General features: G+C 69.4%; 14 protein-coding genes. 7 read left to right on the top strand and 7 right to left on the bottom strand.

Features of this window, described 5'->3' with window-relative positions; genetic code table 11:
- Positions 1–187: 187 nt before the first annotated feature.
- Entirely contained in the window at positions 188–1,219 is a 1,032-nt protein-coding gene (locus tag P2L57_RS24925; RefSeq protein ID WP_275818257.1) for a medium chain dehydrogenase/reductase family protein, read from the bottom strand.
- A gap of 136 nt (positions 1,220–1,355) precedes the next feature.
- Here P2L57_RS24925 and P2L57_RS24920 point away from each other — a divergent pair, with 136 nt between their 5' ends.
- On the top strand, positions 1,356–2,006 hold the full coding sequence (locus tag P2L57_RS24920) for a TetR/AcrR family transcriptional regulator (RefSeq protein ID WP_275818255.1): 651 nt from the start codon (positions 1,356–1,358) through the stop codon (positions 2,004–2,006).
- 337 nt (positions 2,007–2,343) lie between these two features.
- Here P2L57_RS24920 and P2L57_RS24915 read toward each other — a convergent pair whose 3' ends face one another.
- From P2L57_RS24915 to P2L57_RS24890, 6 genes are all read right to left on the bottom strand, one after another.
- Positions 2,344–2,475, bottom strand: coding sequence for a hypothetical protein (locus P2L57_RS24915; protein WP_275818253.1), 132 nt, complete (start codon positions 2,473–2,475; stop codon positions 2,344–2,346).
- A 162-nt stretch (positions 2,476–2,637) separates the two neighbouring features.
- Positions 2,638–3,138: a nuclear transport factor 2 family protein gene (locus P2L57_RS24910; protein ID WP_275818251.1), complete on the bottom strand. Its 501-nt coding sequence runs from the start codon at positions 3,136–3,138 to the stop codon at positions 2,638–2,640.
- Between the two features lie 74 nt (positions 3,139–3,212).
- Positions 3,213–4,568, bottom strand: coding sequence for a carotenoid oxygenase family protein (locus P2L57_RS24905; protein ID WP_275818249.1), 1,356 nt, complete (start codon positions 4,566–4,568; stop codon positions 3,213–3,215).
- Between the two features lie 69 nt (positions 4,569–4,637).
- The gene (locus tag P2L57_RS24900) at positions 4,638–5,111 is read right to left on the bottom strand and encodes an SRPBCC family protein (RefSeq protein ID WP_275818248.1); all 474 of its coding nucleotides are present in this window, start codon (positions 5,109–5,111) and stop codon (positions 4,638–4,640) included.
- Positions 5,108–6,637 carry an MFS transporter gene (locus tag P2L57_RS24895; protein WP_275818247.1) on the bottom strand — a complete coding sequence of 510 codons (1,530 nt, stop codon included), beginning with the start codon at positions 6,635–6,637 and terminating at the stop codon, positions 5,108–5,110. The genes P2L57_RS24900 and P2L57_RS24895 overlap by 4 nt, the downstream gene beginning before the upstream one ends.
- Before the next feature lie 120 nt (positions 6,638–6,757).
- Positions 6,758–6,925 (bottom strand): hypothetical protein, encoded by a 168-nt coding sequence (locus P2L57_RS24890; protein ID WP_275818246.1) that lies wholly within the window; start codon positions 6,923–6,925, stop codon positions 6,758–6,760.
- Positions 6,926–7,177: 252 nt separating this feature from the next.
- Here P2L57_RS24890 and P2L57_RS24885 point away from each other — a divergent pair, with 252 nt between their 5' ends.
- The 6 genes from P2L57_RS24885 (at position 7,178) to P2L57_RS24860 (ending at position 14,181) form a co-directional block, all read left to right on the top strand.
- Entirely contained in the window at positions 7,178–8,305 is a 1,128-nt protein-coding gene (locus P2L57_RS24885) for a transposase family protein (RefSeq protein WP_308292514.1), read from the top strand.
- Positions 8,233–9,468, top strand: coding sequence for a cytochrome P450, cyclodipeptide synthase-associated (locus P2L57_RS24880; RefSeq protein WP_275818245.1), 1,236 nt, complete (start codon positions 8,233–8,235; stop codon positions 9,466–9,468). Before P2L57_RS24885 ends, P2L57_RS24880 begins: the two co-directional genes overlap by 73 nt.
- 114 nt (positions 9,469–9,582) lie before the next feature.
- Positions 9,583–9,975 carry a nuclear transport factor 2 family protein gene (locus tag P2L57_RS24875; RefSeq protein WP_275818244.1) on the top strand — a complete coding sequence of 131 codons (393 nt, stop codon included), beginning with the start codon at positions 9,583–9,585 and terminating at the stop codon, positions 9,973–9,975.
- 351 nt (positions 9,976–10,326) lie between these two features.
- Positions 10,327–12,330 (top strand): AAA family ATPase, encoded by a 2,004-nt coding sequence (locus tag P2L57_RS24870; protein WP_275818243.1) that lies wholly within the window; start codon positions 10,327–10,329, stop codon positions 12,328–12,330.
- A 154-nt stretch (positions 12,331–12,484) separates the two neighbouring features.
- A complete protein-coding gene (locus P2L57_RS24865; protein WP_275818242.1) occupies positions 12,485–12,865 on the top strand; it encodes a hypothetical protein in 381 nt (126 codons plus the stop codon).
- A gap of 989 nt (positions 12,866–13,854) precedes the next feature.
- The gene (locus tag P2L57_RS24860; protein WP_275818241.1) at positions 13,855–14,181 is read left to right on the top strand and encodes a hypothetical protein; all 327 of its coding nucleotides are present in this window, start codon (positions 13,855–13,857) and stop codon (positions 14,179–14,181) included.
- Positions 14,182–14,197: the final 16 nt, after the last annotated feature.

Below are 14,197 nucleotides of genomic sequence, written 5' to 3'. Positions count from 1 at the left end.
CTGGGATGCGCGCGGCCCTGCTCACCGCGCCTTCGGTTGTCCGGCTCTTCGGCGCCGCGTTCGTCGTGTTCGGCCCCGGGCGATGCTCACAGCGGGTTGCCGGCTGAGGTCGGGGGGCTGGTCGGATTCGTCCGACGGCCGGCGGGCGGCGACATCCAGGGGCGGTGCGCGTCAGGGGGTCAGCGGGTCAGGGGGTCAGGACGACCTTGCCGGTGACGGTGCCGGACTCTGCGAGGCGCAGTGCCTCGGCAGCCCTGGTGAGCGGCAGTTGGGCGGCGATGCGGGCGGTGACGTCGCCGCGGCGGACGGCGGCGAAGACCTCGGTGAGGTCGGCCCGCAGCCGGGCGCGGAAGCGGTCCTTGCTCAGGGCCCGGCCGGCCCAGATGTTGTAGAAGTGGGCGCGGCGGCCGTTGGGCAGGGTGTTCCAGAGCCAGGTGCGGGCGAGGATCTTCAGCACGGGCCACTGTTTGGAGCCGGTGTCGTCGCGGGTGGAGGCGCTGCCGTAGGCGACGAGGGTGCCGCCGGGGGCGAGCAGGTGCCAGGAGTCGGTGACACTTCGGCCGCCGACGTGGTCGAAGACGGCGTCCACCCCGCTGGGCGCCAGCTCCCGGACCCGGGCGGGCACGTCGCCAGCGCGGTAGTCGACCGGGACGACGCCCAGGTCCCGCAGGGCGTCGTGGTGCCGGGCGGAGGCCGTGCCGATCACGTTCACGCCCGCCGCACGGGCGAGTTGGACCAGGACGGAGCCCACGCCGCCGCTGGCGCCGTGCACCAGGACGGTCTGCCCGGCGCGCACCCGGGCCTTGCGGTGCAGCATCTGCCAGGCGGTGATGCCGTTGACCACTACGGTCTCGGCCTCCGCCGCCGTGATGCCGTCCGGGACCTGGACCGCGTCCTCGGCGTCGACCGCCACATGGCTGGCCCACCCGCCGACCTTCACCAGCGCGGCCACCCGCCGCCCGGCCAGGCCCGGGTCGACACCCTGGCCGGTCGTCAGCACCCGACCCACGAGGTCGTAGCCGGGCACGAACGGGAACGGCGGCTGGTCGTAGTACCGCCCGCGGCGCATCTGCTGCTCGGCGAACGAGACGCCGGTCGCCTCCATGGCGATCACGATCTGTCCCCGGCCGGCGTCCGGTACGGCTGCTTGGCGGATCTTCAGGCCTTCCGGAGCCACGATGCCCGGCAGAACGACCTGGACGAGGTGTGCGCTACCCATGACCGCCCCCTCTTCTTGATAGATGGATTCGCGTTCGCTAGAAGTTATAACTCCCACGATGGGTGAGAGTCAAGAGCGTTAGTGATAGCCTCTAACTGAACGGGGGTGCTGCATTCGAGAGAGTGGGGGACAGGTCGTGATCGAGGCGGACACGAGGACTCCGAGGGAGCGGTACCGCGCCCAGGTGCGGGAGGAAATCAAGCAACACGCCTGGACACAGCTCGCTGCCGCCGGGGCCTACGCCCTGTCCCTCAACGCCATCGCCAAGCAGATGGGCATGAGCGGACCGGCCCTCTACCGGTACTTCGCCAACCGCGACGAGCTGATCACCGAACTCGTCAAAGACGCCTACCGCAGCCTGGCCGACACCTTCCGCGCCCGCGCCGAGGCCGGCGCCGACCTCGGCGACCTGGCGCACGCCCTGCGCCAGTGGGCTCTGGCCGACCCCCAGCGGTACTTCCTCGTCTACGGCACCCCCGTGCCCGGATACCAAGCGCCCGAAGACACCACGCGAATCACCTCCGAGATCATGACCGTCCTCCTCGACGCCTGCACCGCCGAGCAACCGCCCGCCACGGCGCCGTCCCCGCTCGACCCGCACCTGGCCGAGCGCCGGGCCTGGGCCGGACAGCACCCGGCCCCGCCGTCAGCGCTCCGCCGTGCCCTCACCTTCTGGACCCGCCTCCACGGCGTGCTCTCCCTCGAACTCGCCGGCCACTTCACCGGCATGGGATTCGACCCCGCCCAGCTCTACGCCGCCGAAACGGAAGCCCTCGCGGGCCGTTGACGACGCGACAGGCGCCGTCAACGGTGCTGGACGGACTGCGGTCCGCCGACCCCGGACCGAGCGTGTACGCACGGCCGAACCGGTCCACCCCGCCAGTCAGCACCTCGGCCACCGTGCGTCGAGCGTCCCTTCTCTGCTGTCCCGGCCCGCGCAGCCTGATGACGCCACATCTACCCGCCCGGGGCCCACACGGCGATCAACGGAAAGGACGAAAGTGGAGGCGCCCGATGGTCAATCAGATCGAGTGCCGAAGCCGGGCATGCGTCGGAGCACTCCGCCCCGACGCGGCCTGGACGCTTTTGCGCCCAAGGCCACGTCGCTCCGAGTGGTGCCCTGATCAGGCGGCGGGCAGCTCGTCGGGGACGGGCCAGAGGAGGCCGCCGGTCTTGTCGGCCTGGTCGAGGTAGATGTCACCGGGACTCCACCATGACCTGGGCCTTCTCTCCGAGTTGAGCGCGATGGTTGCCACTGACGGGTCGAGATGTTGTCACCTGCCGCGCGGGCTCGCGTCGGCTTCCACCACCGCCGGAGATCCCGGTACCCGCTGGTGGGTACCGGGACCTCCGGCGTCTGCACTCGGTGTTGGCCAGGCCTTGCTCTGGGTCGGCGGGCTCGCTCAGGACTGTGAGGGTTACTTGCCGGGGGTCCAGTCAGTGGGCAGGCCGGACTGGGTGAGAACCGCGTTGAGGTTGTAGTAGTCCTTATCGCTGGCGATCTGCTTCCCGTCGAGGACGAGGATGGTGGCCATGGGCACCGCGAAGGGCTTGGGTGCGCCCTTGATGTGCCCGGCGTACACCGACTCGATGGTGATGTGGTCACCGCTTCGGTAGGCGCCGGTCACGGTGTCGTGGACGTTGTCGATGAGCATGTCGGTGCGTGCCTTCCATCCGCTGATCTCCTGGCGGCCGTGGGAGGTGAGGACGACGGCTTCGTCGGTGTAGGTGCCGTCGCTGGTGAAGAGGTTGCCGAGCTGGTGGGGGTCGGTGCCGTTCCAGGCCGCGGCCCAGGCCGTGACCTGGCTCGGGATGTCGCGGTCGGGAGCCTTGTCGGCGAAGGCGGTACCGCCCAGGAGGGTGACGCCGACAGCGGCGGCGGACAGGGTGATCAGAATGCGGGGCTTGCGGAGGTTCATGACAGTGCCTTTCGTTATCAATCGTGATGCGGGGCCGGGATCCGGGTTGGAGGGTGGAATCCGGAGGTCTGAGGTCAACTCAGCTGCGGAGCGGTGTCGGGGATCCAGGAGCCGTGGAGTCCGGCGCTCACCCGGTGGGGCAGGTGGACGGCGGCGATCTGGTCGAGGCCGGAGGCGTCCAGGACCAGGAGGCGGGAGGCGTCCTGCTTGATGTCGGAGACGACGGTGAGCAGGTAGCCGTCGTCCTCGCGGGTGGCTCCGGCGGCGGGGACGAAGACGGCTTCGCTGGGCATGCGGGCGTCGCCGACCTGGTGGATGCGGCGGGCGCCGGTGGTGCGGTCGTACTTGGCGACACCGTAGCCGCCGAAGCCCTTCTCGTCGGGGAAGGAGATGGCGTACTGGTAGCGGTGCTCGGCGCCCAGGTACTCCTCGTTGAGGGTGGGGAACTCCACCGCGAGGTCGTCGATGATCTGCTCGTCGACGGTACCGTCGGCCATGTCGACCACCCAACGGCGGGTGTAGGAGCGGGAGACGGGCTCGGTACCGCGCCCGGGCGCGCCGACCCACCAGTTCCAGGAGAGCTGGAAACCCTCGCGGTCCACAGTGGGGCCTTCCAGGACGACGCGGCCCTGGCCGTCCTCGTAGGCGTTGGCGACGTGCAGCACGTTGCCCGGTTCGATGGAGAACCAACGGATGTGCCGGGCGCCGTCGTTTCCGCGTGGCATGACACCGATGCGGGCGGGCTGCCCGTCGCTCCAGCCGTAGGGGATGCCGGAGTGTTCGGTCGGGTCGAAGGTGACGTTGCCCTCGATGAAGACGACGTGGCGGCGGGTGAGAGCGAAGTCGTGCTTGAGCGAGGCGGTCGCCCCTGGGACCTCGGCGCTGTGGACGATCTCGCCCTTGGCGTCGGCGACGTAGTACGTCAGGAACGGCGGCAGCGGCGAGGAGCCGAAGAAGTGGAGCTCCCCGGTCACCGGGTCCTCCTTGGGGTGGGCGGTCATCGCGTTGCGGAGCTTGCCGCCGAAGTCGTAGGCGCCGACGGTGTCCAGCTCCGGGGTGAGCTCGAAGGGGAGGTTGGCCTCACACAGGGCCAGCAGGCGTCCGGCGTGTTCGATGACGTGGGTCCCGGCGGCGCTGGCGGTCAGTTCGGGTCCGTGCTCGGTCATGTAGGGGGCGCCGTCCAGGGCGGGGGTGCGCACCCAGCGGTTGCGGTACCACTCGGCGCGGCCCTCGCGCAGGCGGATGCCGTGGACCATGCCGCTGCCCTTGAACCAGTGGGTCGGGGTGATGCCGGGCTTGGGGTTGTGGCCGTTGCGGAGCAGTCGGCCGGTCAGCTCGGGGGGCAGCGAGCCCTCGATGGTGAGGCCGGTGGCGGTGGTCTCCTCGGCGACGGGGGTGAAGTGGCCGGTCAGGTACGGCTTGCTGGTCATGGCAGGAACCTCGATGCGTCTGGTGTGGTCGGCAGTTGGGTAGGGCGTGGGACTGCGGTGGCGGCTGTGCTAGCGGTTCTCGGCCTCGGTCTTGAGCCGGCGCAGCCAGTCGGTCAGGGACTGCTCCAGGGCCTGCTGCAGTTGGTCGGGCTGGGCCTCGACCACAGCACCGCTCCAGGACTCCTCGGTGTGGACGGTCACCGCGCCGTCGTGCTCCTCGAAGGCCCATACGTGGATGCCGTCGATGCCGTTCGCGGGGCCGCCCCAGACGATGCGCTCGCCGTGTACGACCTGGAAGAGGGTGGAGGTGATCTCGAGGCCGTGGGTGAGCCAGTGGAAGCTCGCTCCGGGGGTGAGTGGGCCGGCGAACTCGATCCTTTCGACGTTCGCGTTCCACCGGGCCCATCCCGCGATGTCGGTGTGTAGGTCCCAGACGGTGGCGAGGGGAGCGTTGACGGTGGTGGAGACCCGCACGATGACGGGGGCGTTCTCGTCGACGGCGGTGATCGGGGCCTGCTGGGGCTGCGGGGTGTTGGTGTTCATGGTGATGTCCATTCGGGCTTGGGCACTGAGAGTCGGGGTTCGGGGGGCGGGGTATTCAGGGGGCCTTGCTGGTCGCCGGCGCTGTCGTGGGCCGGCCGGTGCGGGGGGGCGATGAGGGCGGCGATGAGGGCGGCGGCAGCGGCGATGGCCGCTGCGGTGAGGAAGGCTGCCTGGAAGCCGCTGTCGACCGAGGCGAGGCTGGGGTTGGTTCCGGTGCGGCTGGTGGCGACGGCGGTCAGCAGGGCGAGTCCGAGGGCTCCGCCGACCTGCTGGGTGGTGTTGATCAGGCCTCCGGCCAGGCCGGCGTCGCTCGGAGCGACCTTGGCGGCGGCGGTGACGTTGACGCTGACGAAGGACAGGCCCAGGCCTGCTCCGACCAACAGCGCGGGCCCGAGGATGACGCCGGTGTAAGTGCCGTGCACGGAGGCGGTGGAGAGCCAGCCGAGGCCGGCGGTGAGCAGCAGTGGCCCAGTGACCAGGAGGGTCTTGATGCTGGTGCGGGCTGCGAGCCGTGGCGCCAGCCAGGCGGCCGTGGTGATTGTCAGGGCGAGGGGGAGCTGGCTGAGCCCGGCCTTGAGGGGCGTGTAGTGGAGGATCTGCTGTATGTAGAGGGACAGGAAGAAGAACAGGCCCACGGTGGCCGCGCCGATCGCTGCCATGACGGCGTTGGCGGAGGTGACGGTGCGCAGGCGGAAGATCCGCAGCGGCACCAGGGGCTGGGGGACCGCCCGCTCTGTCGCGATGAAGGCCGCCAGCAGGGCCGCGCCGAGGCCGAGGGCGGTCAGGACGAGGGGTGAGGTGAACCCCTTGTCGTGGCTCTGTGAGAGGCCGTAGACGATCGCGGCGAGTCCCGTGGTGAGGGCGGTTGCCCCGGGAAGGTCGATGCGGCCTCGGGTCCCGCTGCTGCGGGGCACGTAGCGCAGGGCACCTGCGGCCACCGCCACCGCGACGGGGAGGTTGACGAAGAAGATCGCGGGCCAGCCGAAGGTGCCGGTGAGCACGCCGCCCAGGAGCACGCCCGCTGCACCGCCGCTGCCGGCGACCGCGCCCCACACCCCGAGCGCCTTGGCTCGCTCGCTGCCGGTGAACAGGGTGGTGACCAGGGAGAGGGCGGACGGTGACATCAGCGCCGCCGCTGATCCCTGGACGGCGCGGGCGGCGATCAGGGTGCCTGCTGTGGGCGCGAAGGCGGCGACCGCCGATGCGGCGGCGAATCCGATCAGTCCGGTCAGGAAGGTCCCGCGCCGACCGCGGAGGTCGGCGATCCGGCCGCCGAGCATAAGCAGTCCGCCGAAGGTGAGTACGTAGGCGGTGACCACCCAGGACAGCGAGGACGCCGTCATGTGCAGTCCGATGCCGATGTCCGGCAGGGCGATGTTCACGATCGAGGAGTCGAGCACGACCATGAACTGGGCGACCGCGAGCACGGCCAGCGCGGCCCAGCGTCGCGGGTAGGGCGTGCGGCCCGGGGCGGGCGAGGGGTTCTGGGCGGTGGGCGAGGTGGGTGGGGTACGCAGGGCGTCCATGACACCTGGCTCCTTTCTTCTGATACCGGATCAGGCGTGGTTTCCGCTCGACTGGAGACCGAGGCGGGCACCCACGAACTACGGGCGGAAGCCGATCGCCGTTTCTGGCGCTCGCTTCTGTCAGAGACAGAAACTGTCGCTACTGAGCAACGCGAGGGCGTCGGCGTTGACCACCCGGGTGGTCACGCCCTCCGACGGGCCGATCCCGGCGAGGATCTGCCGGAGCGCCACGTTGACGATCGAGGCGGCGAGCATGACGGTGAACTGGGCCACGGCCAGTGCCGCCAAGACCACTCCTGTCCGGGGGGACCGGCGTGCTGCCGGGTCCGTCTGCGGGTGTGCAACGTTCATGGCACACAGACTCGTGTCGGACGGTGTCCACTTTCCAGGCCCGACAGGGCCAGGGACTGTCCAGCACTGTCCACACCCGTCCACCAGCGGGGACCTCTGATGTCCGCCAGCGGGGAGATCAAGGGCTCTTCCAAGATTTCCGTGAAACCGGTCCGTGCCACCGTGCTTCCGTGACGCTCCGTCGCTTGGATGGTGATGCTCGCCCTGTGTGAGGGGCTGTTGACGGTGATGTTGCCGCACCTCGGCGGGGTGCGGGTGCAATCCATGGTGTCTGAGAGGGACTTGCTGCGGATCGAGGCCAGGACATCCTCGACCGTGGCGGTGCCGTGTCCGGACTGCGGTGCGCCGTCGAGCCGGCGGCACAGCGGGTACGTGCGCCGTCTCGACGATGCGGCGGTCGGTGGACGCCGGGCCTGCATCCAGCTGATGATCCGGCGACTGTTCTGCGACAACACCGGCTGCGAGCGGGTCACTTTCGCCGAGCAGGTCCAGGGGCTGACGGTGCGTTACGGACGCCGCACGCCGCTACAGGAAAGCGAGTGTCCAGCCAGCGTGGTCGGGTTGGATCGACGTCGAGTAGTTCCAGGAGTTGCGGGGCCGCTGCCCCACACCCATCCGGAAGCAGTCAACCAGCTCACAGCCGCCCCCACACTGACCATGATCACTGGGCGCGGACACTGTCGCCCCCGATCGGCTTTCCCGTCTGCCGGGTCCGCCCTGCTTGATCTGGCGTCGCAACTCCGTGTCCACGACAGCCTGAGCGTCCTCCACCGCCAGGTCCAGCCCGCTCGGCGGCAGGTTATAGTCCACACGACAATTTCAATGGGTGGGTCGGCGTCGAGCCACCCTGACGGACCCTATCGACCGTCCCGACGTGGGAACCGACAACGTTGCCCAGAGTGCGAGCTGCCTGCCCGGCCACGGCGCGGAAAGCGGTGCCCGGTCGTCTGCGCACGGTGCACGGGGCCGCGGACCACCGCCCCTGTCACGCACCAGCAGGCGGAGCGCATCGCTTCCCGCATGTCGGCCGAACTCTCCTTCTTCCTACCGACCCTGGCCCTGGGTGTCGGCGAATCGCTCGTGGCTTACCGCCAGCCTGAGAACTCGGCGAGCAGACCTTCATCGGCCGGGTTCTCTCACACGGCCAGTCCCGATCAGAGCTGCTCAAGATGCTCACTGTCACCGAAGCCCTGCCGCCCCAGCGTTCCCTCTGTGCCCGTTCCCCTTGAGAGGTCCGCCAGCTCATGGTCGATCCCCGCTTCAGCATCCTGTCCGAGGACTTCGCCGCCGCTCCCTGCCGGTACTTCGCCCGGCTGAGAGACCAGTCGCCGGTGCACTACGAGCCGGCCATCGACAGCTACTTCCTCTCCCGCCATCAGGACGTGAAGCGGGTGCTGACCGACCATGAGGCGTTCACCACCCAGACGCTGCAGGTGCGCGCCGAGCCGGTAATGCGCGGGCCGGTCCTCGCCCAGATGACCGGGACCGAGCACACCGCCAAGCGAAAGATCGTCGTCCGGGGTTTCACCGGGCAGGCCCTGCAGGATCAGATACGCGCCATCCACTCCAACGCCGCCGAGCTCGTCGCGCCCTTCCTTCCCCGGGGACGGATGGACCTCGTCAACGACTTCGGCAAGCCCTTCGCCGTCTACGTGACGCTCGACGTCCTCGGCTTGGACAACAGGGACTGGCAGCAGGTCACCGCCTGGCTCAGCGGGGTCAGCGAGTTCGTCACCAGCATCGTCCTCACTCCCGAACGCCGTCAGCACTGCATGGACTGCGCCGAGCAGTTGGAGGCTTACCTCGTCCCTGTCATCGAACAGCGGCGCCGCCAACCCGGGGAGGACCTGATATCGAAGCTGTGCACGGCCGAGTTCGACGGCATCGCCATGAGCAACCGCGACGTCACCGCGCTGATCATCAACGTTCTGGTCGCCGCCGTCGAGCCCGCCGACAAGACCCTCGCCCTCCTCTTCAAGCACCTGATCGACCACCCCGCGCAGATGGCACAGGTCCGCCAGGACCCGACCCTGCTGCCCGCCGCGATCGCCGAGACACTGCGTTACAGCCCGCCCGTCCAGCTCATCCCCCGCCAAGCGGAGAAGGACGCCGTGTTCGGCGGCACCGTCGTCCCGGCGGGCGCCACCGTCTTCTGCATGATCGGCGCGGCGAACCGTGACCCCGACGCCTTCACCGCCCCGGATACCTTCGACATCCACCGCCCGGATCTGGGCACCGCTCGCTCCTTCACCGCCGGCGCCCAGCACTTGGCCTTCGGCACCGGACTTCATCAGTGCGTCGGTGCAGCCTTCGCCCGCGCCGAGATAGAGACCGTGGCCGCGTTGCTGCTTCCCCTGCTCGACCAGGTCCGCTACAGCCCTGGCTTCCGTTACCGGGAGACCGGCCTGTACACCCGCGGTCCCGTGTCCCTGTCGCTGGACTTCACCCCCGTCCGCGAAGGCGTCACCTGCCATGGCTGAAGCCCACCCCCCGCCCAGGCTTCTACCGGGTAGGCCGGCGTCGCATCCTCCCCGGCTCCAAGAGCCAGGGCCTTCCTATACCACAACCACCACACCCTCCGGGAGAACGCAGTGATGACTCCGACCGACATCACCCGAGCCATCAACGACCTGCTGTTCAACCCGGGCCTCGACCTCACCGAAGCCCTCGATCGACACTTCACCCCCGACTACCGCCAGCGCACTGACGGCGTGTGGAGCGATCGGAACTCGTTCGCCCAGCACATGGCTCGCCTTCGCTCCCTGGTCCGCAGCGGGCACATCGAGGTCCATGACGAACTGCGCGACGGTCCGCGCTACGCCGACCGCCACACCGTCACCCTCACCCAGCACAACGGCCGCGCCTCCCGCACCGAGGTGTACCTCTTCGCCCAGTTCGCCCCCGACGGGCGATTCCAGCGCGTCGAAGAAACCACCCTCCTGGTCGCCGGCCACGCCGACGACAGGAACCTGGGACTCGTCAAGTGACACGGACGGGACCTTCGGAGAGCGCTGCTTGTGCAGGTCTCCCATGCGGCCCGTCCGAACCTCCAGGGCCTTGGAAACCGCCGACGGGTACGACGGCACGCCGTCCACGAACCTTCGGCGGCCTCGACACCCATCGACACCTCTGGCGCCATGGTTAGGATCTCTACCGAAATACTGGATACGACACCACTGCGGCGAATGCGTGCGCCGTTTCGACCGGTCGGAGCAGGGCGGCGCAGGCGGACCGGACCGCCGCCGCACGTGCCTCGTGCCGGTGCCTGTCACCGCGAGGCTTGGAGGGGACCGCCGGGCATCGCTGTCCGGTGCTGGGACACGGAGAGGGGAGCCGCTGTGGCGTCCGTCGGAGAGAGACTGAGCGCTGCGCGAGTACAGGCCTTCATCGGCCGAGACGAGGAACTCGCACGCTTCGCGGAGGCTTTGGCCGACGATCCGCAAGCGCCGTTCGCATTCTACCTGTTCGGGCCGGGCGGTATCGGGAAGTCGACGCTGCTGCGGCGTCTGGCGGACCATGCTCGTGCGGCGGGCCGGCTGCTCGTCGAACTCGACGGCCGTTTCGTCAGCCGGGACCCGGCCGACTTCGAGCGGGCGGCCAGTGCCTTCCTGGACGTTCCCGGCACGGTCTTGTTCGTGGACTCCTTCGAGCACTGCCAGTGGCTCGAAAGCTGGCTGTGGCACCACTTCCTGCCTCGCGCCGCGGACGGTGCCCTGATCGTCCTGGGAGGTCGACTCGCGCCGCAGCCGCAGTGGACCGCCGACCCCGCCTGGGCCGGCCTCCTGCACGTGACCGAACTGGAGCCGTTCTCCGAGGAGCAGGCCCGGAGCCTGCTGGCCGCGGCCCGGATCGGGCCCGAACTGCGGGACTTGGTGCTCCGCTTCGCCGGAGGCAACCCGCTGGCCCTGTCCCTGGCGGCGGCAGCGGGTTCGACGGGCTGGAGCAGGGAGGAGATCTGGGCGCCTTCGGCCGATGTCCTGCGAATCCTGTTGGTGGGGCTGATCGGAGAGGTGCCGTCGGCGGCTCACCGCCGCGCCCTGGAGGTGGCCGCCCAGGCGTATTCGACCTCCGAGGAACTGCTTGCTGCGGTGCTGCCCGAGGAGGACGCCCACCTGCTCTTCGCCTGGCTGAGGGACCTGCCCTTCATGGAGTCCACTTACCGGGGGCTCCATCCACACGACGCCGCACGCGAGACTCTGGCCGCAGACCTGCGCTGGCGAGCCCCCAACACTTTTGTGACGATGCGCCGGCGACTGACGGAGGAGTACCTGCGCCTGCTGCGCGAGGCACCCGAGGAGCGGGTCTGGACCGTCACCGACGAACTCTTCTACCTCTTCCGAGAGGGGGAGATCGTGGCGCGTCTGCGGACATGGTCCCGTGAGGACGAGGTACACGACCGTCCTCTGCACCCGGACGACCTCGACGTCGTACTGCGCATGGCCGAGGAGACCGAGGGCCCGGCCTCCGCGGATCTGGTCCGCTACTGGGCACAGCGCCAGCCGCAGGCTTTCAGCGTCTACCGTCTGGTGAACACGGGCCGGATCGTGGCGTTCACGGCCCGACTCGCTCTGCTGGCCCCGCCCGACCCCCAGGATCTGGCCACCGATCCCGTCGTGGCAGCGGCCTGGGAGCACACCGACGCCACCGCGCCGGTGAGCCCGGGCGAGCACATCGGCATAAGCCGCTTCTCGGTCTACCCCGAGCGGTACCAGGTCCCCTCGCGCGTCATCGACCTGAGCAGTTCCCGCGCCCAGGCGGAATCCGCCCGTGCCCGCGGTCGCGCATATGGCTTCGCCGTCTGGCGAGACGCCGATGCGTGGTCCGCGCGCGTCAAGGGCAGCCTCGCTGACACCGGTGCGCGACCGCGGGTCGGCGAGCACACGTACGGGCTGTTCAGCGTCGACTGGCGCCTGGTGCCCGTCGAGACCTGGCTTCGCCACTTCATATCAGCCACCGATGTGCCTGCCCAGTCCGGGCCGTCCGGCGTCTCGCGCACCGCGTTCGACCAGGCCGTGCGCGAGGCCCTGTCGCACTGGCGCGACCCGGGCACCTTCGCCGCCTGCGCCCTGATGCGTGCCCGTCTCGCGGCCGATTTCGCCGACCCCGCCGAGGAACTGCGCGCCCTGCTGCGCCAGGCCGTCGACGACCTCGCCCATGACCCGCGAGGGGTACGAGCCCGCGAGGCCCTGACAGCGAGTTACTTCTCCGGTGCGCCCACCCAGGAGGCCGCCGCCCGCCGCCTCAGCCTTCCGTACGGCACCTACCGGCGTCACCTGCGCCAGGGCCTGGACCTGCTGTGCGAGGCCCTGTGGCATCGGGAACTGCACGGCGGCCCGCGATAGGAAGCGGCCAGGCGCTACGCACGGTCATCGCCAACGGCGACTTCCCCTGTGGGTGCCGGAAACTGGTGTCACCCACTCTGACCTGTAAGTTCGGCGTTACGAGGTAGTCACAGGGCAAGCGGTTGTCGGCTGACCTGGAGCATGATCTGAGGGCGTGGCGATACGTCTGCTCTACCGGCTCGGGTGCCAGATCTTGCGCTGGCTTGCGTTGTTGGCCCGGTCAGGTGCGGCGAAGGACATCGAGATCTTGATGCTCGCTGCCAGTTCGCTGTCCTGCAGCGCACCCCTACGCACCCTGTGCCGCCCGAACATACGATTCGCCGCAGTGACCTGCGGCGATGCAATTCGGTCAGGCAGCGTGGTGGTACTCGTTGATGAGACCGCCCAGGATGGGATGCCGTCGGATCCAGTGGGCCTGAAGGTCGCCGATCATTGCCGGAGCGGGCGGTTCGGCGCTGTCTGGGGGCGGTTGCTGCCGGTTATGGACAGGGTTTGTCGCTGTCCGTTGTCCATGTCGCGGCTCAAACTGCCGTGAGTGAGAGGCTGGCGGGGATGGCGTCGAATGCTTCCCCGACCTTGTATAGGAGACAGGTGAGGGCATCGCGTCCTCGGTGGGCGCCATGGCCGCCACGAATCGAGTTCCTCGCCACGCACCGCCACGCGGCGAGGGCCATCTCGCCCAGCAGCCGCAGGCTGACGTCGTCCCGACTGTCGATGGCGAGCTTGCTCTCAAGGAGCCAGGCGGCGCTGGATAATCCCAAGTCGCTGGCGCCGCACCGTCGGTCGTACCGCTGTTGACCGTGGTTGTCCGCGTCTACGGGCACGGATGGGTCACGGCCATGACCGGGTCGTCCGGCGGCACTCGGACGGGCATCCGGAAGTGCGGTAGATGCGGGTCCGGTGATCGCGCGTGGAAAATGTTGCGTGCGCGATCCGTGGCGGCGGCCAAGGGGCCGAGGCAGGTGCACTCGGCATTGCGCGCAGATGAGAGCATGCGAGCCGTCATCCGCCAGGTCGGCCGGACAGAAGGAATGTTTCGGCGTCCAGATCGCGGCCCAGTCGGCATGGGGGGAGCTGTGGTTCGCCGTGGGGCCCGTCGGGCTGGACGGCGTATCGAGGCCGAGTGCGGCGCAGGTCACGGGAAGTCGGTGTGGGGTGCCGGACAGCTCATCGAGGTGAGCACTCATATGCGAACCCGGGTACGGGCCGGGGAATCGAGCGCGTTCGCCGAGTGAACGCCAAGGACTTACACAAATGGTCCGACCAGCTGGGACGCGTCCGGATGCTGCGGGCCGGTCTGCTGCTCTCCGCCCTGTACACGGCCGTCTTCCTCCTCAGCCAGGGTCTCGGATGGCTGCTGGTCAGCCGGCTCCTGTCCGGACTGTCCGCCGGAATCTTCACCGGAACCGCCAGCGCCGCCATGGTCGGCGCCGCCCCACCGGGGGAAGCGGTCCGAGCGGCTTGCCGTTGTCATGGGGTACCTCCGGGCTGCGGAACCTCGGGCATGCTGGGCACACCGGTGGGATGCGGACTTGGGAGCGGCAGGCCACTGGTGGGAAAGTTCGTCGGGAGGCCGGTGGGGAAGCTGGTGGGCATGTCCGTGGGGCGCAGGCTCCCGATGCCGCCGAGTTCTGGTCGCACCTGCGGGGATGGCGGCTCAACATCCAGGCCGACGGCGCGGTCCACCAGTCGTGCGGTGACAACCAGGTGCTGATTCCGCAACTGGCAAAGGCGGTCGGGATGAGCGACGAGGACCTTCGGGGCTGGATCGGCACCCTCGACCCGGCCCATGCGGTACGCATCTGGCAGGCGTACCCACTCGCGTTCTTCGACCTGCACCTGCGGCACTGACGAGGACATTTGCTCG

Source organism: Streptantibioticus ferralitis, from assembly GCF_029223525.1.
Lineage (GTDB): Bacteria > Actinomycetota > Actinomycetes > Streptomycetales > Streptomycetaceae > Streptantibioticus_A > Streptantibioticus_A ferralitis.
This window is presented reverse-complemented; position numbering and strand designations above follow the sequence as displayed.